Consider the following 22526-nt stretch of genomic DNA (forward strand, 5'->3'; position numbering starts at 1 on the left):
GGTGGGGGAGCGGGGAAGGCGGGTTGTGGGTACGGCGAAAACTGCGCGATCGGCGGGTGACGTGTACTGACTGTCCGACTTTCGCTGGGGCGGAGCCAATCGGATGTGACGTCCGGTAGTCAAGTGAGCAACTAGTTGAAACGAGGGTCGACGCTCCAAAACGGGCTCTACCGCGCGCGGGTGATCCTCCTCCATCGGTCCTGACCGGTGTCAGAAGGATTGCGGGTGTGGAGGGGGAAGGGAAGGGGAATTGGGGCCTTCGGTTCCCTTTCGTGCCCCGATCCCGCCTGCGGCTGCCGCGGGACGTGCCTTCGTCCCTGCGGCCACCGCCGAGCCCCTGTGGCTACCGCCGCGCCCGCCTTCGTCCGTTCGGCTGCCGCCGTACCCGCCTTCGTCCCTGCGGCTTCCGGGCCACCGCCCCGTGCATGGCGATGTCCTCGTCCCTGACCCTCTCGCCGCCCGTGGCGTCCGGCCGCCACCGCGACCCCTCCCAGCAGGGTGTCCGTGGTCACACGGACCCTTTCGCGCCGGGCTCAGGGTTGCGGTCTGTCACGATCGAATTCCGGCGGAAGCAGCCTGCATCCCACACAATGCAAATTTCAACTTGCTGGTTGCGGGCCGTTGTTGTCAGGTGTCACAGTGTTCTTACCTTCCCGGAAACGGTGAACGACGAGAGTGAATGGCCCGGTTGGGGGAGAAGGGGCCGCAACCTGCGATGTTTTGAAGCGGGTTGACCTGCTCGGGGATCACGTTCGGGGCGGTGTCGCACCGGCCAGGGTGCGCAGGCGACGAAAGGCGAACGGCGATGGCTCCGCCCTCCCTCCCCCAGCCGCTCGGCCGAATACCCGGCGGCCGGCTTGCCGGCCACTCGGATCACCCGGACCACCTCGATCACTCTCCGCAGTCCGATGTGTTCTGCCTGCCCGCGACCCCCGCCTCCGTCGGCGCGGCCCGCCGGAAGGTGCGCGAGCTGCTCGAAGGCTGGGGTGTCGGCTCCGACGCCTCCGACAACGCCCTTCTGGTGACCTCCGAACTCGTCACCAACGCCCTCACCCACGCGGACGGTGAGCGGATCGTCTGCCGGTTGCGTCTCGCCGCCGGGCGACTGCACCTCGAGGTCGAGGACGAGAACCGCGGCGGGGGCCTGCCGGCCCAGCGCAGACCCGGCCCCGACGAACAGTGCGGACGGGGGCTCCTGCTGGTCGAATTCCTGACCGGCGACTGGGGAGTCCGTGACGCCCCGGACGGCTCCGGACGCGTCGTCTGGGCCGAACTGCTCACGGAACAGGCCGAGTTACAGGCCGAAGAACGGCAACCCGAGCCGGGGGACCCCACTTCACCGGCTTCACCGGTCCCTCGGGCCGCACCCGCCCCACGGCACCCGTCGGCCTCGCACCGCACCCGGCCCGTCCCCCACTCGGCCGAAGGAGTCCCCTCACATGGACCGTCTGGATCGCCAGTTCCGCACTCCCCGCACTCCCAGCAGTCCTCCCCGTACTCCCGCCCCTGATCGGCGCCCGCGCGGCCCGTACGGCGGCCCGGCCATGCGCACACCTCACGGTGCCCGGCTCGCCGACCCGTCCTGGACGCGCACCCGCCCGGCGTCCCCGTCGGCCCGGCCCCGGCTGATTCACGGCCTGGGCTGATTCACGGCCCGGGCTTGTCCACGGCCCCGAGGGCGACTCCCTCGACCCAGCCGACACTGCCGTAGCACCGCACCTGTCAGCGGGCGGCCGATGTTCCCGGCCGGTCGTGCGGCACGGGCGGCCGGTCCTGCCCGCTCTGTTCCGGATCCCCGGGGCGAAAGGCCTCGGGGCATCTTGACGACACAAATGTTACCGGTAACATTTGGACCGTCCTCGCATCGACGCGAAGGCAGGGGTCAGCCGCGATCTCGACCACAGGCGACAGGAGTCCACGTGACCGACCAGCCCACCGGACCGCCGGCGGTCACGGAGCGACGGGCCCCCTCGACGCCTCCCGGGACCTCGGCGAGTCCGGTCTTCAGCCCGGTCGCCGTGGTCGCCTCCTGCGTCGGCTTCGTGCTGATCGGGGTCATCCAGGCCCTGTACGGCCCGTCGATCCCGGCCCTCCGCGAGGAGTTCGGGCTCTCCCCGTCGGCCGCGGGGCTCGGGCTGAGCGCCCACTTCGCCGGCGGGTTCGCCGGGGTGCTCCTCTTCCATCGGCTGTACGCGCGGCTCGGCAACCGGCGTGTCCTCGGCGGCTCGTACGTGCTGATGGCGGCCGGTGCCGCGGGCTTCGCGCTGGCGCCGAACTGGCCCGTCGCGCTGGCCGCCTCCCTGCTCGCAGGGGTCGGCTTCGGCGGTATCGACTACGGCCTCAACCAGTTGTTCGCGGTCGGTTTCGGCAACCGCTCGACCGCCATGCTCAACATCCTCAACGCCCACTTCGGCATCGGCGCGATCCTCGGCCCGGTGCTGATCGGCGCGGTCGGCGCCGAGCACTATCCGGCCGTCTTCCTCGCCTTCTCCCTCGCCAACCTGCCCCTGCTGCTGTGCCTTCGAGGCGTACGGGACCACGCGCCGCAGCCGGCTTCCGCGCCCGGGTCGGCCGGCGGGCAGGTCCTCGCCCGCAGCCTGGCCTCCGTACTCGGTGTCTTCGTCGCCCTCTATGTCCTGCACGTGGGCATCGAGGCGGGCGTCGGCGGCTGGGAGCCGACGCACCTGGAGACGGTCGGCTACGGTGCCACCGCCGCCGCCACGGCCACCTCCGTGTACTGGCTGATGATGACCGTCGGCCGTTTCCTGGCCGCCCCGCTCGCCCTGCGCTTCTCCCCGCAGGAGATCATCGCGGTGTCCTGCGCCGGTATGACCGTCTGCCTGCTGCTGGCCGCCGTACCCGGACTCGCCCCCTACGCCTACGCGGGCGTCGGCCTCTTCATCGCGCCGATCTTCCCCACCGGACTGCCCTGGCTGAACCGGGTCGCCCCGCAGGCGCGGAAGGCCGGTGCCGTCGTCATCGCCGCGTCGCTGGCCGGGGGAGTGGCCGCAGGGCCGGCGCTCGGCAAGGCCATCGAATGGTCCGGCGTACGGGCGGTACCGCTGCTGCTGTGCGGGACCTCGGCGCTCTGCCTGGCGGCCACGCTGTGGCTGATCAAGGCGACCCGAGAGACCCGAGAGACCGGAGAGACCGGAGAGACGGCCCGAGAAACCTGATGGGCCTGAGGGCTCCGCGTGGCTCAGGCCAGTCGAACGCCTCCCCCCCCGCTGAACAACTTCTGACCCAACCCGACTCACCCGAACCGAAGGGAAACCCCCGCATGCCCACTCCCGCCCTGACCACGACGTCCGACGGTTTCCTGCTGCACGGCGAGCCGTTCCGGATCATCTCCGGCGCGATGCACTACTTCCGCGTCCACCCCGAGCAGTGGGCGGACCGGCTGCGCAAGGCCCGGCTGATGGGCCTCAACACGGTGGAGACGTACGTCCCCTGGAACCTCCACCAGCCCGAACCCGGCATCCTCGTGCTCGACGGCATCCTCGATCTGCCGCGCTATCTGCGGCTCGCCAAGGCGGAGGGGCTGCACGTCCTGCTGCGGCCCGGTCCGTTCATCTGCGCCGAGTGGGACGGCGGCGGGCTCCCCTCCTGGCTCACCACCGACCCCGACATCCGGCTGCGCTCCAGCGACCCCCGCTTCACCGGCGCCATCGACCGCTATCTCGACCTGCTCCTGCCGCCCCTGCTGCCGTATCTCGCCGTGTCCGGCGGTCCCGTCATCGCCGTCCAGGTGGAGAACGAGTACGGGGCGTACGGCGACGACTCCGCGTATCTCGAACACCTCGCGGAGTCCCTGCGCTCGCGCGGCATACGGGAGTTGCTCTTCACCTGCGACCAGGCCAACCCCGAGCACCTCGCGGCGGGCAGCCTCCCCGGTGTGCTCTCCACGGGCACCTTCGGCAGCAGAGTCCCGCAGTCCCTGGCGCAGTTGCGTGCCCATCAGCCCGAAGGGCCCCTGATGTGCGCGGAGTTCTGGATCGGCTGGTTCGACCACTGGGGCGAGGAGCACCACACCCGGGACGCCGCCGACGCCGCCGCCGATCTCGACCGGCTGCTCTCGGCGGGCGCGTCCGTCAACATCTACATGTTCCACGGCGGCACCAACTTCGCCTTCACCAACGGCGCCAACCACGACCACGCCTACCAGCCCATGGTCACCTCCTACGACTACGACGCCGCCCTCACCGAGAACGGCGACCCCGGCCCGAAGTACCACGCCTTCCGCGAGGTGATCGCCCGGCACGCGCCCGTACCCGACGAGCCGGTCCCCGCGCCGAGTGTCAAACTCCCGCCCACCGCCGTCGAGTTGGACCAGCGGGCGCCCCTGCTGGCCAATGTGGGGCTCCTCGCCAAGTCCGTGCGCACCGAGGACCCGGTGACCATGGACGAGCTGGGGCTGCGCGCCGGGTACGTGCTCTACCGCACCACCGCCCCCCTCGCCGGGGACGGACTGCTGCACTTCGCCGGCGGAGTGGGCGACCGGGCCCAGGTGTTCGTGGACGGCGCCCCCGTCGGCGTACTCGAACGCGAGCGGCACGACGAGTCCCTGCCCGTCCGGATCCCCTTCGCCGGAGCGGCGGTCGACGTGCTCGTGGAGAACATGGGCGGGGTCAACTACGGGCCGCGCATCGGCTCGCCCAAGGGGCTCCTCGGCGCGGTCACCCTCAACGGCACCGCGCTGCACGGCTGGGACAGCCATCCCCTCACCCTGGACGACCTGAGCGCGCTGCCCTTCGCCCCCTCGGACGCCACCCCGGCCGCCCAACCCGCCTTCCACACCGGCACGTTCGAGGTCGAGGCGCCCGCTGACACCTTCCTGTCGCTGCCCGGCTGGACCAAGGGGCAGGCCTGGATCAACGGCTTCCACCTCGGCCGCTACTGGAACCGAGGCCCGCAGCGCACCCTCTATGTGCCCGCGCCCGTACTGCGGCCGGGCACCAACGAACTGGTGCTCCTCGAGCTGACCGGCACCACCTCCGCACGGGCCCTGCTCACCGACACCCCCGACCTCGGCCCGGTGAAGCCATGACCCGCCACTCCCTCCGCGTCCCCACGCCTCCCGGGCCCCCGCTCACCGGTCACCTCCCCTTCGCCGACGCACCCGGAGTCGCCGACCCCATCGAGGTGACCGGCCGCTGGCTCACCCGTGGCGGACGCCCCTGGTTCCCCGTCTCCGGCGAGTTCCACTACAGCCGCTACCCGGCGGGGGAATGGGAGGAGGAACTGCTGAAGATGAAGGCGGGCGGCGTGACGGCCGTCGCCAGTTACGTCATCTGGATCCACCACGAGGAGATCGAGGGCCGGATCCGCTTCGACGGCGACCGCGACCTGCGCCGCTTCGCCGGACTCTGCGCCCGGCACGGCCTGGACTTCGTCCCGCGCGTCGGGCCCTGGTGCCACGCCGAGGTACGGGGCGGCGGACTGCCCGACTGGCTGCTCGCCCGCACCGACGCCCCCCGCACCGACGACCCCGCCTACCTGGAACCCGTACGCCGCTGGTTCACCGCCGTCGCCGAGCAGTTGAGGGGGCTCGACCGGGCCCACGGCGGCCCGGTCGTCGCCATCCAGATCGAGAACGAGCTGTACGACCGGCCGGGCCACCTCCGCACCCTGAAGCGGATGGCCCAGGAAGCCGGGCTCAGCGCCCCGCTCTGGACCGCGACGGCCTGGGGAGGGGCCCGACTCCCGCCCGGCGAACTGCTTCCGCTGTACGGCGGCTACCCCGAGACCTTCTGGACGGAGTGGGACGACGGCTGGTCCGACACTTGCCGCAAGCACTTCTTCTTCACCCACGAGCGCGACGACGAGGGCATCGGAGCCGACCTTCGGCCGACGTCCGTGCGGGGCGGCGAACCGGTCCCCACCGACCGGTTCCCCTGGGCCACCTGCGAGTTGGGCGGCGGGATGGCCGTGGCCTACCACCGCCGGCCACGGGTCGACGCCGCCGACATCGGCGCGCTCGCGCTCACGAAGACCGGGTGCGGCTCCGTCTGGCAGGGCTACTACATGTTCCACGGCGGCACCAACCCGGTGGGCGAGCTGACCACCCTCCAGGAGTCCCACGCCACCGGCAGCCCGAACGACCTCCCCGTCCTCACGTACGACTTCCAGGCGCCCCTCGGCGAGTACGGGCAGTACCGGCCCTCGTACGACGAACTGCGCCTGCAAAACCTGCTGTTGGCGGACTTCGGCGACCGCATCGCACCCATGCCGTCCGTGCTGCCCGAGCGGCGACCGGCCGGACAGGACGACCGGGAGACACTGCGCTGGGCCGTGCGGAGCGACGGCGACTCCGGGTTCCTCTTCGTCAACAACCATCAGCCGCACGAGCCGCCGCCGGACCACCCGGACACCTCGTTCACCGTCGGGTTACCGGACGGCGGTCCCGAACTGACCTTTCCCAGCGAGCCGGTGACGATCCCTCAAGGTGCCTATTTCTGCTGGCCGTTAAGGCTCGACGTGGCCGGACTACGGCTCGACTGGGCCACCGCCCAGCCGGTGTGTGTGCTCGACGTCGGCGGACGTACCGTCCTGGTGCTGGCCGCCGCGGACGGGATCCCCGTCGAACTCGCCATGGACATCGAGACGTTGAGATACGTGCACACCCCCATGGGGAAGGTGGTGTCCGCCGACGGACGATTCCTCGTCACCGGACTGCGGCCCGGCACGGACGCCCTCGTCGAGGTGGGGACACCGGACGGCGGACAGGTCGGCCTGCTGGTGCTGGACGCGGCGACCGCCCGCACCGCCTACCGGGGCACGGCCTGGGGCGCCGAGCGGCTGATCCTGTGCGGAGACGGCGGAGGCGAGAGCGGCGGGGTCGTCTTCGACGAACCGGCCAACGAGGTACGGCTGCACGTCACCGGGACAACGGTGTCGTTCGCCGTGCTGCCGGCGCCCGAGGACCTGGCGATCACCGCCGACATGACCGCCGACGGGGTGTTCACCCGCTACAGCCTCTCCACGGGCGAGACGCACGCCTGCTCCGGCACCCTCGACGTGTCCCTCGTCCGGGCAGCCGGGCCGGCCCCCACCCCCGTCACCGGTGTACGGGACCGGGCAAGCGCCCCGGCCGACAAGCACTTCGACACCTCCGCAGCCGAGTACCTCATCGACGTACCGGACGAACTCCCGCGCCCCGGAACACTGTTGCGCGTCCACTGGACCGGAGACGTGGCCCGCGCCTGTGCCGGGGACACGCTGGTCGCCGACCAGTTCTTCACCGGGCGGGTCTGGGACATCGCCCTCGACCGGCTGCCGGCCGACGCCCTGCGCGCCGGTGGCGGACTGCGGGTGAAGGTGCTGCCGTTCGCCGACAGCCCGCCCGTGCACCTGCCGGTGCCCGTTCCGGTGCGGGAGGCCCGGGTCGAGCGCGTCGAATGGGTCACCGTACGGACCCAGGTGATCGCCGGGTAGGCCGGATCCGCGGAGATCTCCGTCCGGCGGCCTATCCTGTGGGCCAGCCGGGCGGGGCACGACCGCCACGGGACGAAGCCGAAGGATGCGACCCCATGACCCGAAGTGCCGGTGGCGGCGCGCCGAGTGGACGCAGCCGGCGCAACTTCGCGGGCACGCGGCCGGTGATGGACGACGTGGCACGGCTGGCCGGTGTCTCCAAGCAGACCGTGTCACGGGTGCTCAACGACAATCCGGCCGTACGGGCCGAGACCCGCGAGTCGGTGCTGGAGGCCATGCGGTCGCTCGGGTACCGGCCGAGCCGCAGCGCGCGTTCGCTGGCCAGCGGGCGGACCCGGATGCTCGGGGTGATCTCCTTCGACGCGGCCCGCTTCGGGCCCGCCTCCACGCTCACCGCGATCAACACCGCCGCCCAGGACGCCGGTTACCTGGTCAGCTCCATCGCCCTCGACACCGCCGACCGGGACACCGTCGTCCAGGCCGTCGACCGGCTGTCGGCGGAGGGTGCCGACGGAGTCATCGCCATCGCCCCGCAGCGGCGCGTCGGCAGGGCGCTCGCCGAGGCCCACCTCGACATCCCCCTCGTCGTCATGGACAACGTCCTCGGCGACGACACCCCCATGGTCACCTGCGACGCCAGGGGCGGGGCACGCCTGGCCACCGAACATCTCCTGGGCCTGGGCCACCGTACGGTCCACCACATCGCCGGCCCGGCCGGCTGGGCGTCCGCCGAACGCCGGGCCGCGAGCTGGCGCGACACCCTGGAGAGGGCCGGGGCGGCGGTGCCCGAGCCGCTCGCCGGTGACTGGAGCGCCGACTCCGGGTACGAACTGGGCCGGCGGCTCGCCCGGGACCCGGACGTCACCGCCGTCTTCGCCGCCAACGACCAGATGGCGCTCGGCGCGCTGCGCGCCTTCCACGAGGCCGGCCGCCGGGTCCCGGACGACGTCAGCGTCGTCGGCTACGACGACATCCCGGAAGCCGCCCATCTGCTGCCCCCGCTCACCACCGTCCGCACCGACTTCCAGGAGGCCGGCACCCGGTCCCTGCGGCTGCTCCTCGCACGGATCGACGGCCGGGAGGAGCCGGGCGCTGCCCCGGGCCCCGTGGTCTCCGTCATCCCCTCCCACCTCATCGTGCGGCGCAGCACGGGTCCCGCACCGGCTCGTGACAGGTCCTAAACTGGCGCGGTGGTGACAGGCACGGGCAACACCGGTTTCGACGATCCGTCCGCCGAGGTACTGGTGGAGGCCGCGGCTGCCTTCGGGCTGCTCGCCTCGCCCGCCCGGCTGCACATCGTGTGGGCGCTGGCGCAGGGCGAGAGCGATGTGACCGGGCTCGCCGAGCGGGTCGGCGGCGCGCTGCCAGCCGTCAGCCAGCACCTCACCAAACTGAGACTCGCCGGGCTCGTGCGCTCCAGGCGGGAAGGGCGCAGGCAGGTCTACCTCGTCGACGACCCGGACGTCGTCACCGTCGTACGGCTGCTGGTCGGGCGGCTGACCGACCGGGCCGAGAGCACCCCCGTACGGCACCTCCGTGGGGTCTGAACTCCGGGCACCGGTCCGGCTCGACGACTTCCCGCGCGGTCTGACCGACGGCGAGGCCGAGGCGCGGCTCGCGGAGACCGGGGAGAACGTCGTGCCGGCCGCCCGGCCGGTCGGGCTGCCCGTCCGGTTCGTACGGAGTCTGCGCGACCCCTTCACCGCCGTACTGCTCTGTCTGGGCCTGGTCTCGGCGGCCGTCACGGCCTGGGGGACGGCCTCGGTGATCCTGCTGCTGGTCGCGGTCAGTTGTGTGCTGCGCGTCTCCGGCGAACATCGGGCGGAACGTTTCCTCGGTGAGTTGCGCGAGCTGGTCGCCGGCACCGCGACCGTCCTGCGCCGGCCGGAAGGGGGCGGGCCCGCGCCCGCCCGGGAGATCCCGGTCGCCGAACTCGTCCCGGGCGATGTGATCCGGCTCGGACCCGGAGACCTCGTCCCGGCGGACGTACGGCTGCTGCGCGCGACCGGGCTGACCGTGCACCAGGCGCCGCTGACCGGCGAGTCGGCGCCGGTCCCGAAGAACGTACGGCCGGCCGGGAAGGACGTACGGCCGGGGTCGGAGGACGTACCACCGTTCGCGGACGACGAGCAGCCGGGTGCGGCTGGGCGACGGCCGGGTGCGGCTGAAGGACGGCCGGGTGCGGCGGACCAGGGCGGGTTCGCGCGGGCCGACCTGTGCTTCCAGGGGAGTGCCGTCGTCTCCGGGAGCGCCACCGCCGTGGTGGTGGCCACGGGGGCGCGTACGCGTTTCGCGGGCGCGCACGGAGCGGTCGTCCTGCGGGACCTGCGGGACCGGAACACCTTCGACCGGTCCTTGCACGGGGTCTCCTGGGTGCTGATCCGGTTCATGCTGCTCGCACCGCCGCTCGTGCTGATGGCGAGCGGCGCGCTGCGCGGGCAGGGGCCCGGGACGCTCCCGTTCGCCGTCGCGGTGGCCGTCGCGCTGACGCCCGAGATGCTGCCCGTGGTCGTCAGCACCTGTCTCGCGCGCGGGGCCTCCGGGCTCGCCCGGGCGCACGGGGTCGTGGTGCGGCGGCTGCCCGCGCTGCACGACCTGGGCGCGACCGACGTCCTGTGCCTCGACAAGACCGGCACCCTCACCCGGGACCAGCCCGTCGTCGAAGGGTCCACGGACGGCGCCGGCCGGGACGATCCGGAGGTGCTCGCGCTGGCCGCCACGGCCGCCTGGTGGACCCTGCAACTGGCCGAACTGCCAACCCCGGACGCCCTCGACGAGGCGCTCCTGACGGCGGTGGGACCGGCCGACGAGCGGTACGACGGGGTGGCGGCGCTGCCCTTCGACCCGGCGCTGCGACTGGCCACGGCGGTGGTCCGCGCGCGGGGGCGGCTCGGGACCCACGTCCTGGTCGTCAAGGGCGCGGTCGCGGACGTCGTCGAGCGGTGCGCGCTGGACCCCGCCGAGCGGGCACGACTGCTCACGCGCGCGGACGAGCGGGCGGCGAGCGGGCTGCGGCTGCTCGCCGTCGCCACCGCCGAGCGGCCCGCGCGCACGCGCGCGTGGACCCAGGCCGACGTACGAGGCCTCGACTTCCGGGGTTTCGTCGCCCTGCGCGACGACCTCGCGCCCACCGCCGCCGAGGCCCTGCGCGACCTCACCGCGCTAGGCGTCGACGTGCGGATCCTCACCGGCGACCATCCGGGCACGGCCGCCCGCGTCTGCCACGACCTCGGCCTCCACCCGGGTCAGGTCGTGGACGGGGACACGGCGGCCGGCCTCGGCGACGCCGAACTGGCGGACCTGGTCCGGCGTACGACCGTCTTCGCGCGCTGCGCCCCCGCCCACAAGGCCCGGATCGTCGCCGCCCTGCGGGCCGCCGGGTACACCGTCGGCTTCCTCGGGGACGGGGCGAACGACGTGCCCGCGCTGCTCGCCGCCGACGTAGGGATCGCGCCCCGCGCCGCCGTCGACGTGGCCCGGGAGAATGCCGACGTCGTGCTCGGGGAGAAGGACCTCGCCGCCGTCGCCCACGCCGTCACGGCCGGGCGGCACAGCAGCGGCAACATCGCCACGTATCTGCGCGTCACGCTCTCCTCGAACCTCGGCAACGTCGTCGCGATGCTCGCCGCCGGGCTCCTGCTGCCCTTCCTGCCGATGCTCCCGGTCCAGGTCCTCGCCCAGAACCTGTGCTCCGACACGGCCCAGCTCGCCTACGCCTACGACCGTCCAGGACCGGGCGCCCTGGCCCGGCCGACTGTCCTGCGCCCCCGTGACCTGCTGCGCTTCCTCGGCGCGTTCGGCGCGCTGAACGCCGTCGCCGACCTCGCGACCTTCGCCGTGGTCGCGCTCGCGCTGCGCGGACCCGACGCGCTGGACGACCGGGCCGTCTTCCACTCGGCCTGGTTCACCGAGAACCTCCTCACCCAGGCCGTGGTGATGCTGTTGCTCCGCGGCGGCGGGGGCCGGGTCACCGGAGCGGTCGGGCGGGCGGCGGCCGCTCTCGCCGCCGTGGGGCTGCTGCTGCCCGTCTCCCCGCTCGGCCGCCCGCTCGGGCTTGTGGGACTGCCGGTGCCCTACTACGGGCTTGTGGCGGCCGTGCTCGGGCTGTACGGGGGTGCCCTCGCCGTCGCCCGGCGGTGGCGGCCCGGGGCCGGGGCGTGGGCCGCCCGCCCGGGTCAGCCGTAGGTGAGGTTCGAGCAGGGGTTGTCGTCCGCCGAACGGGCGCCCTCGGAGACGTCCTTCGGGATGACGGCGGGCCGCGCGGCGGGCGTGGAACCGCCCTTGTAGGACTCGCCGACGACCACGTTGACGCCCGGCGAGGTCACCGGCTGGATGGCCGCGCCCGGGAAGACACGCGCCACGGTCCAGGCGTCGGACTTGTGGCCGGGGCCGTACTCGATGACGGTCGTCGAGTGGTCCTGGCTGCTCGCGGTCGCCGTACCGGAGACCGTGAAACCGTCGGAGGTCAGCTCGGCGGCGGCCTTCGCGGCCAGTCCGGTGACGGTGGTGCCGTTGTAGACGGTGACGGTGATTCCCCGCCCGGACACGGGAGCCGGGGCGGCCGGGGGACGGGCGCTCGGCGAGGACTTCTTCTTGCCGCTGGCGTCCTTGCCGTCCAGGGTGCGGTCCGCCTTGAGCGCGGCCCAGAGTTCACTGGCGTCCGGTTCGACGATCGCGACGCGTGCGCCCTGGTACCGCCAGGGGATGGTGACGAACTTCGTGTTGTGCAGGTCGATGTCCTTCAGCGTCATCGCGAAGGAGATCAGCTTCTGCGCGGAGCCGAGGCCGGGGTCCACGGTCAGGGACTTGGTGGCCGCGTCGGCGAGCGGGAGCAGCCTGGTCGGGGTCAGGCCGTCGCTCTTGACCTCCTTCAGCAGGCTGGCCACGAAGGCCTGCTGGCGCTTGATACGGCCGATGTCGGAGCCGTCGCCGAGGCCGTGCCGGATCCGGACGTAGTCCAGCGCCTTCTGCCCCTCGACCGTCTGCTCGCCCTTGGCGAAGAGCAGCTTCCCGCGCGTGGGGCGTTTGGGACTCAGATCACGTTCGTACACGTTCTGGGGGAGACACACCTTCACCCCGCCCACCACGTCGGTCAGCGCGGCGAAGCCCTTGAAGTCGACGACGACGGTGTGGTCGACCCGCATCCCCGTGATGCTCTCGACGGTGTTCTGGGTGCAGGCGGGGTTGCCCTTGGCTGTCTCGCCGACGGAGTAGGCCTGGTTGAACATCGTGTTCGGCTGAGCCTTCGTCCACTTGCCGTCGGGCAGCTTGCAGGGCGGGATCGTGACCAGGGTGTCGCGGGGGATGGAGACGGCGACGGCGTTCTCGTGGTCGGCGTAGATGTGCAGCAGGAAGGCGGTGTCGGAGCGGCCGATGTCGTTCACGTCACCGCCACCGAGCTTGTTGTTGCCGTCGTTGCGCGCGTCCGAGCCGATGACCAGGACGTTCTCGCCCTTGGACGAGCTCGCGGGGGGACGGTTGTCCGAGATGCCGCCCGCGTCGAAGGTCTTGATGTCGCCGTCCAGCTTCAGATAGACCCAGCCGGCGCCGGCCGCGAGAAGCAGCAGGAACGAGAGACAGATCGCCAGCGCCAGCCGCCCGCGCCGACCCGGCTTGCGCCGTCGGGGGCCCGCCGCGGACCGGTGTCGCGGTGGTACGGCAGGCCTGCTCGTACTGGTGGTCATCGGCACCCTTCTCACGTCTCACCCTGGTTGTACAGTTGCGCAAAACGGCAACTGTTATGTGTGACGAAAGAATGGGCGGTGAGGTTGTGCTCCGCAACGGACTGGAACCCTGGCACCTGCTGGTCGTGGCCATCGTGGTCATCGTGATGTTCGGCTCGAAGAAGCTGCCGGACACGGCGCGGGCCCTGGGGCGCTCGATGCGCATCCTCAAGAGCGAGACGCAGGCGATGAAGGCCGACGGGCCGGCCGCAGAGGGATCCTCGCAGGTCAGCGGCGGTTACTCCGCCGAACCCGTGGTCGACCGGGCGGAGCCCATTGTCGCGGCGTCGGTCGTCGCCGAGCCGGTTGCCGAGCGACGGGAGCCTGTCGCCGATCGATGAGGTCATCAGGATGGTCGCACCTGAACCGACCATCCTCGCGACCTCAGGCGGACACCGCTCCGGCGATCACCGCCCGCTGATCCACCGGAATCCCCGGGATCCACCGGCTTGTCGCCGAAGGCGCCCTGCCCGCCACGCACCGCACCGACGACGGGGTCGGCCTCGTCCAGCGAGGGGCCGAACTCGTCGAGGCGGGCGCGGAGCCGCCGGGCAGGGGCGCCTACGTCGTCAGGTGCGAGGGGGAGTCGGTCAGCGGGGAGCGCAGCGAGCCGCTCAGGCCGCCTTCGTGACCGTCGTCCGCCGCCGTGGGCTCCGTGGAGTCCGCCGGGTCGGGGCCCGCCATGGCGGCCTTGCCCTGTGCCTTGTCCATGCGCCGCTGCTTGCGGCTGACCTTGGGTTCCTGGTCGGGAAGCCAGCCGAAGGCCATGCAACTGCCCGTGATGCCCAGCGCGAGGCCGACGAAGAAGCCACCCATGTTCGAGGTGACCCACGTGCCCAGCGTGAGCATGCAGCCGACGATCGAATAGAACAGGCGCTGCGCGGGATTGAAGATGATCAGCAGACCGCACACCACCATCATCGTCGGCAGCACATAGCCCGCGATGCCCTGCACGCCCATGTGGATGACGATCTTCAGCGACACCTTGACGGTGAACAGGATCTCCAGCCCGCCCAGGGTGAGCAGCACTCCGCCCAGGAACGGACGGTGGGCCCGCCAGGTTCTGAAGGCGGGCCCAACCCCCTCATGCTCGATGCCGGACATCAGCAACCAGACTGGCTGAAGCTGAGGTGCAGATCGGGCAGCTTGAACACGGCCGCCGTGGTGGCGTAGTTGGTCTGCCGCAGGCCCTTGATCTGGATGGTGTCCGACTGCTGGCTGAAGACACCGGCCGGGCCCTTGACGCCCGCCTTGGTGAGCGTGCTGGCGTCGTTGCCGATCTCGATGTGGCCGAAGGACGCCTGGCCCGTCAGGTCGGTGGAGTCGGTCGTCAGGTCTTTCGCGACCACCGGCTTGCCCTTGGTGCCGCCCGCGTTGATGTGCAGGTAGATGCCGCCGAGGTCGACGCTCTGGCACAGCTTGGTGAGCGTCGCGTTCTTGATCGCGGAGGTGACGACCAGGACCTGACCGCCGGTGTCGCCCTCGTTCGGGCTGTTCTCGATCATGTTGTCGAGAGCGCCGAACTGCTCGAAGCCGGTGCCGTTCAGCTCGTCCGCGGTGACGACGAACGGCATGCCCGAGATGGCGAACTGGACGCCGATGGCGCCCTCGGCGGTGAGTACCCCGAGGCCGGCGAAGGCCAGCGTGGCCGGCACCGCCATCATGGCGGCGCGGCGCCCTCTGACCCGCCCGCGTCGTTCGGTGCTCTTTCCGGCACCTTCGGAGAATCCGGACACATTGGCGGATCCGGCGACCCCGGTGCCGTCGGCGGCGTTACCGCCCGCTGGCTGCTCGGGGTTGGATCCGGCGGACGACGAGGCGTCCGAGGACGAGGCCATGGCTGCTCCCAGTGCATAGTCAACTACGTCGATGCTGGTCAGGCTTGAGTGGCGCGTTGCCCTGGCGCGGACATCAGCTGCGGCGTGCCTCTCCTCGCAACTCCCGGTACTTGCAAGGACTTTCACGGTTACGCCCCAGTAGCCGCCGCGAAAGTTACCCGTGGTTACTTTCGAGGGTCAAGAGAGATGTGAAAAAACGGTGCGGATAATGCTCGACCTGTGACTTTGCGGGGTGACCGAGGACCGTCCGGGTGGCCGGAAGGGCCCTGTGCGGGGTGACGGAACGGTGTCGCGCGGGTGCGGGAGCCGGGTGCGCATGCCCGCGGGAAAGTTGGCAGGAAGCGGCGGGGAAACGCGCCGTCCGACATCAACTTCCGTCCAGGGTATTGACGTTGACGGTCCCTCAGGTCTACAACTCGACCTGGTTTCCCCGGATCCGTGGCGCCGGATCCGCAGCGATGCGAGTCATCGCTCTTCCCGGACTCAATGTTTGTCATCGCAGTCCGCCCTCCGAGGCACCGGCATGGCAGTTTCCCCCCTGGGTCACAGTCGGGCCGCCCTTTTTCGCCCGGTCCGGCAGGAAGCCTCCCTCCAAGCCTTCCAGCCGGTCACCGGCCGGTTGTCGTTGCCGGTCCCGTCGCGTACGGAGAAGGCGTCACGGGACCGGCAACGGCTTCACTTCCGCGCCTCCAGGAGAGTTCCGCACGCGTACTTCCGCGTGTCCCGACCTCTTTGACACCACCCCTCAACACCCCGTACCAGAAAGAGGCACCCGCATCATGCGTACTCGTACCCGCTCCGCCCTCGCCCTCGCCGCCGCCGTCGCGGGGCTCACGGTCGCGGCGGTCACTCCGGCGTCCGCCGCCGGAACCGTGCTCACCGTCAACGGCCTGGGCGGCGACGCCGTCGCCGTGGGCGACGTCCTCAGTGCCTCTCTCGCCACCGGCACCACCTCGAACCTCTTCTCCAGCCCGACCGGCACCAGCGGTGTCAAGTGCGGGGCGTCGACCTTCACGGCGTCGGTCACCGACAACCCCGCGGCGCCCGGCTCCGCCACCGAGAAGGTCACCGGACAGACCTTCGGCAATTGCACCAGCAACGTCCTGGGCGTGCTCGGTGTGAGCGGTGTGACCGTCAACAACCTGCCGTACACCACGGTCGTGGGCTCCGACGGTTCCGTCGAGGTCACCCCGGCCCCGGGCTCCACCATCCAGACGACCGTCGTGCTGCGCACCCTGCTGGGCACCATCAACTGCGTCTACCAGGCCCCCAGCCTGACGGGCACGACCGGCGCCGCCGACAACAGCATCAACTTCACCGCCCAGCCGTTCACCAGGACGTCCGGTTCCAACCTCTGCTTCGCCAAGGGCTACTTCACCGCGAAGTACGCCCCGGTGACGGACGTGACGCAGGGCGGCGCCACGGTCTTCGTCAACTGACGAACCGTCAATGAACGGCTGGATCGCCGGTGTTCACCGGCGGCGCAGCCGCAGGACGAGGCCGACGACCGCGGCGAGGAGTACCGCCGCGGCGCCGGCCGCGACCAGGTTCCGTGACCCGGTGCCGCCGGTGGCCGATGCCACCGGCGCGCCGTCCACGGTGCCACCGGAATGCGGGGCGGCGGAGTCGGCGGACTCCGCCGCCCTTCCCGTTTCCGCGGCCTTCTCCGGCTGCCCGGCCGGATCTGCCGAAGCGGTGGGCGCGGCGGCGGGCGCCGCCTGAGCGGTGGCGGTGGCGGTGGCGGTCGGCGCGGAGCCGCCGGTGCCACCGGAGCCGCCCGTACCGCTGCCGCCACGGCTGCTGCCAGCGCTCTTCGCCTTCGGGAACACCACGTCCGAGCACGAGTAGTACGTGTCCGGCGTACTGGAGTTCTGCCAGATCGTGAACAGCACATGGCGGCCGGTCCGGTCGGACGGCAGCTTCATCCCGAAGCGGTACGCGTCGCCCGTCATCGCGGGGTCCTTGACCTCGGCGAACGGCCGGTCCGGCAGGTCGGACCAGTTCAGCGGGCCGGACGGGTCGTACCCGGGTTTCGTCAGGAACATCTTGAACGTACCGGTGTGCGGAATCGTCGAGCGGTACGTCATCGTCAGCCGCGCGCCCGGGGTCAGGGTGGTCGCGGGCCAGTCGGAGCGCGCCAGGTCGAGCCCCCGGTAGGCGGGCAGCCCGCCGCCGCACAGCCGGCCGTCCGGGATCACCGCGCGGTCCCGGCCGTTCACGTCCGGGACCCGCACGTTGTCCCAGAAGGTGAAGGGCGCCCCGCCGTTCGCCGCGACCGCCGCCCGGCAGGCCTCCGTACGGGCCAGACTGCCGCCGTCGGGGGAGCAGGCGTAGGTGCGGCTGACCGGCTGGGTCGGCGCGCCGTGCGCCTGGGCGGGGCCCGCCGCCGACAGGGTGAGCAGCAGCGGCGCCGCGATGGCGGTGGTGCCCGCGAGTGCGGCGGCCGAGAGGGTGCGGCGGTGGGCGGTCATCAGGGACGTCTCCTCGACCAGGGGCAACAGGTCTGCTTCGACCAGGGGAACAGGTCTGCTCTCGGGCAGTACGGGAAGCGGGCGGGCCGCGTTCAATCGGCGGGCGGCGCGGGCAATCCGCCGTAACTCGCCCAACCCGGTCAACCGGCCGTCATACAGGGTCGGTTTTCGGCGTTCAGAGGGTGTGTATCCGGCCCGATAGAGGGTTTCCCCCGTATCCGGATGACCTGCCCTTTGCCTACTGTTCCACCACAGCCGCCCCACAGGTAACCCCGGAACGGGCCGCTGGCGCTTGGCCGGCCGCCGCGCCGCTTTTCGAACCGCACCCCCCTCCGCTTCGACGACGAAGCGATTCGCCCGCTACTCCCGCTGCCCGCGCGGCCCGGAGTACGGCCCCGAAAGGCAAGCCCTTGCGTACTTCACTCACTCGTTCCACGGGGCGGAAGCTGATATCCGCCGCCGCTGTCTCCGCCGCCCTCGTCGCCGCGACCACCACCTCGGTCGCCGTCGCCCAGGAGCCCGTCGCCCCCGGCACCACCGTGGACGCCGCCGCACAGGCGGTCGCCGCCCCGGCCGAGCGGCTCATCGTCGGCTACAAGACCGGCGCCGCCGAGGCCACGTCGAACAAGGCGGCCGACGCGGACGCCGCCGCCAAGGGCAAGGAGGCCGGCGAGGACCTCGACTTCCAGCGCCGCCTGGGCACCGGCGCGGCCCTCGTCGACCTGGGCGACGAGCTCAGCAAGGCGGACGTCGCCGACGTCATCGCCGAGTACAAGGCCGATCCGCAGGTCGCCTATGTCGTGCCGGACCGCCTCAACAAGCCGATGGCGGACCCGAACGACACCGAGTACGGCAAGCAGTGGGACCTGTGGGAGTCCACCGCGGGCATGCGCGTCCCGGGCGCCTGGACCACCTCGACCGGCGCCGGTGTGACCGTCGCCGTCATCGACACCGGCTATGTCACGCACTCCGACGTCGCCGGGAACATCGTCTCCGGCTACGACTTCATCTCCGACCCCGCGATGGGTGTCGACGGTGACGGCCGCGACAGCAATCCGGCCGACCCCGGCGACTGGTTCGCCGCCGGTGAGTGCGACCAGACCGAGGGCAGCACCTCCTCCTGGCACGGCACGCACGTCGCCGGCACCATCGCCGCCGTCACCAACAACAACAAGGGTGTCGCGGGCATCGCGTACAACGCGAAGATCTCCCCGGTCCGCGCGCTCGGCAAGTGCGGCGGCACCGACGCCGACATCATCGACGCCATCACCTGGGCGTCGGGCGGTACGGTCCCCGGCGTTCCCGCCAACAAGAACGTCGCCCAGGTCATCAACATGAGCCTCGGCGGGGCCGGCGCCTGCTCGCCGGCGACCCAGAGCGCCATCACCGGCGCGGTGAACCGGGGCACCACGGTGGTTGTCGCGGCCGGCAACGAGAACGCGAACGCCTCCACCTCCAACCCGGCGAACTGCAACAACGTCATCACCGTCGGCGCGACCGGACGCACCGGCGCCCGTGCCTCGTACTCCAACTTCGGCTCCGCCGTGGACATCTCGGCCCCCGGTGGCGAGATGCGCACCGGTGACGCCAACGGCATCCTCTCCACGCTGAACTCCGGCACGAAGACCCCGTCCGCCGAGTCGTACGCCTACTACCAGGGCACCAGCATGGCCACCCCGCACATCGCGGGCCTGGTCGCGCTGATGAAGTCGGCGAAGCCCTCGCTCACCCCGGCCCAGATCGAGACGGCCATCAAGGCCAACGCACGTCCCCTGCCCGGCAGTTGCTCGGGCGGCTGTGGTGCGGGTCTGGCCGACGCGACCAAGACCGTGCAGGCCGTGAGCGGCACCGGTGGCAGCACCGGCGGTGGCACCACGGGGACCGTCTTCTCCTCCGGCACCTCCGTCTCCATCCCGGACAACGGCCCCGCCGTCGAGTCCTCGATCGCCGTCACCGGCCGCACCGGCAAGGCTCCCTCGGCCCTCCAGGTCGGCGTGGACATCACCCACACCTTCCGCGGCGACCTGGTCATCACCCTGGTGGCGCCCGACGGTTCGACCTACCCGCTGAAGGCCTCCAGCGGCTCGGACTCCGCCGCCGACGTGAACACCACGTTCACGGTGGACGCCTCCAGCGAGACGGCCAACGGCACCTGGAAGCTGCGCGTCCAGGACGTGGCCTCCTCGGACACCGGCAGGATCAACGGCTGGAAGCTCACCTTCTGACGGTATGACAGAAAAACGGGCGGGGCCGGTCGGCGTTGGAGGGCGCCGACCGGCCCCGCCGTCGTATGCGGGCCGGCTCGCCACCCGGCGGCGCGGCCCGCTCGTCACCCGGCCGCCGGGCCGCCGAACTCCGCCAGACGCTCCGTCGCCCACTCCCGGTACCCGCGCGCGGGCCGGCCGAGCAACTCCGCGACGTCCGGCTCCACTTGTGCCTTCGACCCGTACCGCGCCCGCGCGGCGCTCTCCATGATGGCGCGGGCCACCGGCTCCGCGTGGCGGGCGAGCAGCGCCTTCAGCGCCTGATCATCCGTCAACTCGACGAATTTCAGTGGTCGGTTCAGCAACTCACCCAGGATCCGAGTCTGTTCCACCGGGGTGACTCCCGCAGGCCCGGTCAGCGCGTACGTCCGCCCCGCATGCCCCTCGGGATCCGTGAGCGCCCGTACGGCCACCTCCGCGATGTCCCCCGGGTCGACCGCCGCATTCGCCACCGTGCCGTTCGCGGCCCGCACCGCGCCCTCCGCCCGGATCGAACGGGCCCAGCCCAGCGTGTTCGACATGAAGGCGCGCGGTCGCAGCAGCGTCCACGACAGCCCCGATCCGAGAAGGAGCCGCTCGTTGTCCCGCTGCCAGACGGTGATCAGGTCGGTCGCCCCGGGATCGGTGACCGCGAGGGCCGACACCTTCACCACATGACGCACACCCGCCGCCCGCGCGGCCGCGACGAAGAGCTCGTCGTGGGCGGGCGTCAGCGGGTCGGCCGTGACGAGCAGGGCGGACCGTACGCCTGTCAGCGCCCGGTCCAGACTCGAACGGTCCGCGAAGTCCCCGCCGGCCACTTCGACCCGCGGTCCCGCCAGGGCGCCGGCCCGGCCGGGGTCACGGGTCAGCAGGCGCAGCGGGGCGACGCCCGTGAGGCGCCGGCTCACCAGTCGCGCGACGGTGCCGGTCGCGCCGGTCAGCAGGATCACGGTTCGGCGCCGACCGGTTCGATGTCGGCCAGGACACGGGTACCCCGGTCGGGCTCGCTGTCCAGTCCCATCAGCAGACCCGGTACCGCGAGGCTCGGCAGGATGTGGGACCACAGCACCGATATCCGGTGCCCGAGGTCCTGGCGGCCGGTCAGCGCCCGGGACATCTGCTGCAGTCCGGCGAAGGCGCCGACCAGCAGTTCCACCGTGTCCTTCAGTTCCACCGTCGGCAGCAACTCGCCCTGGTCCCGGGCCTGTTGCATAAGCCCCGTCAGGAGCTCCGCCCACTGCCGGTACGGCCCGGTGTGATCGACGCCGGGCGGCGTGCACTGATCCACCGTCAGCCGCACGCTGCCCTGAAGCAGGGCGTTGCCCATCAGCCGCTGCCCGAAGACGAACGTGATGTCGATGATCTCCTGCAACTTGCACGGATTCGGCGGCACAACACCGAACGGCAGCTGCTCGTCGAGCACCGCCTGCGCCAGCGACTCCTTGGACGGGAAGTGGAAGTACAGGGCGCCCTTGGTGACTTCGGCCCGCTCCAGCACCATCGAGATGGTGGTGGCGGTGTAGCCGTGCTCGTCGAAAACCGCGCCCGCGGCTTCCAGGATCGCTCTGCGCGTCCTGATGGCGCGCTCCTGTTTCGCCATAAGAACCCCTCCCTGGCGCCCAGTTGGCCGGTGTCCGTGGCTGTGCCGATTGTGTTGCCGTGTCGTGTGTGACGGCGCGTCATCAGGTGCGCCGGAACCGCCGATCATAGGGCCGGGGCGACTGATCTCGTTGAAAACAAACCGGTCGCCTCGTACTCTATCGCTCACCGAAGCGGGCGCTCATCCGCTGCCACGCCATACGGGGACCGAGGGAGAGACATTGCTTCCAGTGCCGCAGCCTGCCGACATGCCACTCATGACGGCAGGCGTTCCGCGTCAGCTCGTACACCGCGCGTCGATCGCGGAGACATTTCCCACCGGCTGGTCCCGAACGGAAACCGACCGGTTCAGTGTCTCCGCACAATGGCCGCGGGTCCACTGTTTACACGTGTCGCCAGATCGCACGGCATACGATCCGCTGCTCGTCGTGGAGACCGTGCGGCAGGCCGGAACCCTGCTCAACCACACCGAGTACCAGGTGCCGTTGGACCACCAGTTCGTGCTCCAGGAGTTCCGGATCACCACGTTCCCCGAACGCCTGGCGGTGGGGCCGACGCCGGCCGAACCCACCATCGACATCACCTTCTCCGACATCCGCCATCGGGGCAAGCGACTGGTCTCGGCCCGCTACCAGGCCGACGTACGGCTCGACGGCGCACAGGTCGCACACGCCGACGTCGCTTTCACCTGCACCAGCGGTGCCGTCTTCAGCCGGCTGCGCGGCGGCCGTACGGCGGCCACCGTGAGCGCGCTGCCCGTTCCGCCGGGCCTGCCCGCCGCCCTCGTGGGACGTGAATCGGCGGCGGACGTGGTCCTGGCGGTGCCCCAACAGACCGAAGGTAACTGGCAGTTGCGAGTTGATACCGGTCACGCTGTTTTCTTCGACCATCCACTCGACCACATACCGGGCATGCTGCTCCTGGAGTCCGCCAGACAGGCGGCGCTGGCGCGAACGGGCCCCGGCCGGGACCTCGTACCCGTTTCCTTCGACACGACCTTCCATCAGTTCGCCGAACTGGACCTTCCCACCTGGATCGAGTCGACGGACGACGGCGACGGGACCCTCAAGGTGCTGGGAACCCAGGAAGGACGCACGGTTTTCGAGTGCGTGGTGGGCACGGCGGAACGGTCGGCTATCTTGTACAGGGAGTGACAAACAAACGGCATATCCCGTTTTTCTCAGGGGAGTTCGGGAGCGCCGGTACGGTGGGGAG

The 22526-nt window shown here is 71.3% G+C and carries 17 protein-coding genes; 11 read left to right on the forward strand and 6 right to left on the reverse strand.

Features of this window, described 5'->3' with window-relative positions:
* The first annotated feature begins 805 nt into the window (after nucleotides 1–805).
* From AOK08_RS22360 to mgtA, 7 genes are all read left to right on the forward strand, one after another.
* Nucleotides 806–1510, forward strand: a complete 705-nt coding sequence (locus tag AOK08_RS22360) for an ATP-binding protein (protein WP_055529059.1) — start codon at nucleotides 806–808, stop codon at nucleotides 1508–1510.
* Nucleotides 1511–1919: 409 nt separating this feature from the next.
* A complete protein-coding gene (locus AOK08_RS22365; RefSeq protein WP_422125760.1) occupies nucleotides 1920–3176 on the forward strand; it encodes an MFS transporter in 1257 nt (418 codons plus the stop codon).
* A 104-nt stretch (nucleotides 3177–3280) separates the two neighbouring features.
* Nucleotides 3281–5047 (forward strand): glycoside hydrolase family 35 protein, encoded by a 1767-nt coding sequence (locus AOK08_RS22370; RefSeq protein ID WP_055529061.1) that lies wholly within the window; start codon nucleotides 3281–3283, stop codon nucleotides 5045–5047.
* Entirely contained in the window at nucleotides 5044–7434 is a 2391-nt protein-coding gene (locus tag AOK08_RS22375) for a beta-galactosidase (RefSeq protein ID WP_055529063.1), read from the forward strand. Before AOK08_RS22370 ends, AOK08_RS22375 begins: the two co-directional genes overlap by 4 nt.
* Before the next feature lie 95 nt (nucleotides 7435–7529).
* Nucleotides 7530–8615: a LacI family DNA-binding transcriptional regulator gene (locus tag AOK08_RS22380; RefSeq protein WP_055529065.1), complete on the forward strand. Its 1086-nt coding sequence runs from the start codon at nucleotides 7530–7532 to the stop codon at nucleotides 8613–8615.
* Between the two features lie 9 nt (nucleotides 8616–8624).
* Complete coding sequence (locus tag AOK08_RS22385; RefSeq protein ID WP_055529067.1) at nucleotides 8625–8981, forward strand: ArsR/SmtB family transcription factor; 357 nt, start codon at nucleotides 8625–8627, stop codon at nucleotides 8979–8981.
* Complete coding sequence (gene mgtA / locus AOK08_RS22390; RefSeq protein WP_055529069.1) at nucleotides 8971–11619, forward strand: magnesium-translocating P-type ATPase; 2649 nt, start codon at nucleotides 8971–8973, stop codon at nucleotides 11617–11619. The genes AOK08_RS22385 and mgtA overlap by 11 nt, the downstream gene beginning before the upstream one ends.
* Here the strand turns inward: mgtA and AOK08_RS22395 are convergent.
* The gene (locus tag AOK08_RS22395; protein WP_055529071.1) at nucleotides 11610–13118 is read right to left on the reverse strand and encodes an LCP family protein; all 1509 of its coding nucleotides are present in this window, start codon (nucleotides 13116–13118) and stop codon (nucleotides 11610–11612) included. The two genes, mgtA and AOK08_RS22395, sit on opposite strands and share 10 nt — an antisense overlap.
* 86 nt (nucleotides 13119–13204) lie before the next feature.
* Between AOK08_RS22395 and tatA the strand changes: the two genes are divergently transcribed.
* Nucleotides 13205–13498, forward strand: a complete 294-nt coding sequence (gene tatA / locus AOK08_RS22400; RefSeq protein ID WP_055529131.1) for a Sec-independent protein translocase subunit TatA — start codon at nucleotides 13205–13207, stop codon at nucleotides 13496–13498.
* A gap of 220 nt (nucleotides 13499–13718) precedes the next feature.
* Here the strand turns inward: tatA and AOK08_RS22405 are convergent, their stop codons facing one another.
* Both AOK08_RS22405 and AOK08_RS22410 read right to left on the reverse strand, forming a co-directional pair.
* Nucleotides 13719–14261: a DUF6114 domain-containing protein gene (locus AOK08_RS22405; protein ID WP_241827052.1), complete on the reverse strand. Its 543-nt coding sequence runs from the start codon at nucleotides 14259–14261 to the stop codon at nucleotides 13719–13721.
* The gene (locus tag AOK08_RS22410; RefSeq protein ID WP_422125761.1) at nucleotides 14261–14821 is read right to left on the reverse strand and encodes a DUF6230 family protein; all 561 of its coding nucleotides are present in this window, start codon (nucleotides 14819–14821) and stop codon (nucleotides 14261–14263) included. The genes AOK08_RS22405 and AOK08_RS22410 overlap by 1 nt, the downstream gene beginning before the upstream one ends.
* A gap of 953 nt (nucleotides 14822–15774) precedes the next feature.
* Between AOK08_RS22410 and AOK08_RS22415 the strand changes: the two genes are divergently transcribed.
* The gene (locus AOK08_RS22415) at nucleotides 15775–16434 is read left to right on the forward strand and encodes a hypothetical protein (protein ID WP_055529075.1); all 660 of its coding nucleotides are present in this window, start codon (nucleotides 15775–15777) and stop codon (nucleotides 16432–16434) included.
* 33 nt (nucleotides 16435–16467) lie between these two features.
* Here AOK08_RS22415 and AOK08_RS22420 read toward each other — a convergent pair whose 3' ends face one another.
* A complete protein-coding gene (locus tag AOK08_RS22420; protein WP_055529133.1) occupies nucleotides 16468–17466 on the reverse strand; it encodes a lytic polysaccharide monooxygenase auxiliary activity family 9 protein in 999 nt (332 codons plus the stop codon).
* 410 nt (nucleotides 17467–17876) lie between these two features.
* Here AOK08_RS22420 and AOK08_RS22425 point away from each other — a divergent pair, with 410 nt between their 5' ends.
* Complete coding sequence (locus AOK08_RS22425; RefSeq protein ID WP_055529077.1) at nucleotides 17877–19691, forward strand: S8 family peptidase; 1815 nt, start codon at nucleotides 17877–17879, stop codon at nucleotides 19689–19691.
* Between the two features lie 104 nt (nucleotides 19692–19795).
* Here the strand turns inward: AOK08_RS22425 and AOK08_RS22430 are convergent, their stop codons facing one another.
* Nucleotides 19796–20662 carry an NAD(P)H-binding protein gene (locus AOK08_RS22430; RefSeq protein ID WP_055529079.1) on the reverse strand — a complete coding sequence of 289 codons (867 nt, stop codon included), beginning with the start codon at nucleotides 20660–20662 and terminating at the stop codon, nucleotides 19796–19798.
* Complete coding sequence (locus AOK08_RS22435; RefSeq protein ID WP_055529081.1) at nucleotides 20659–21312, reverse strand: ScbR family autoregulator-binding transcription factor; 654 nt, start codon at nucleotides 21310–21312, stop codon at nucleotides 20659–20661. Before AOK08_RS22435 ends, AOK08_RS22430 begins: the two co-directional genes overlap by 4 nt.
* A 256-nt stretch (nucleotides 21313–21568) precedes the next feature.
* Between AOK08_RS22435 and AOK08_RS22440 the strand changes: the two genes are divergently transcribed.
* Nucleotides 21569–22465 (forward strand): ScbA/BarX family gamma-butyrolactone biosynthesis protein, encoded by an 897-nt coding sequence (locus AOK08_RS22440; RefSeq protein ID WP_079054201.1) that lies wholly within the window; start codon nucleotides 21569–21571, stop codon nucleotides 22463–22465.
* The last annotated feature ends 61 nt before the right edge of the window (nucleotides 22466–22526 follow it).

Source organism: Streptomyces graminilatus (assembly GCF_001418565.1).
In the GTDB taxonomy this organism is placed as follows: Bacteria; Actinomycetota; Actinomycetes; order Streptomycetales; family Streptomycetaceae; genus Streptomyces; species Streptomyces graminilatus.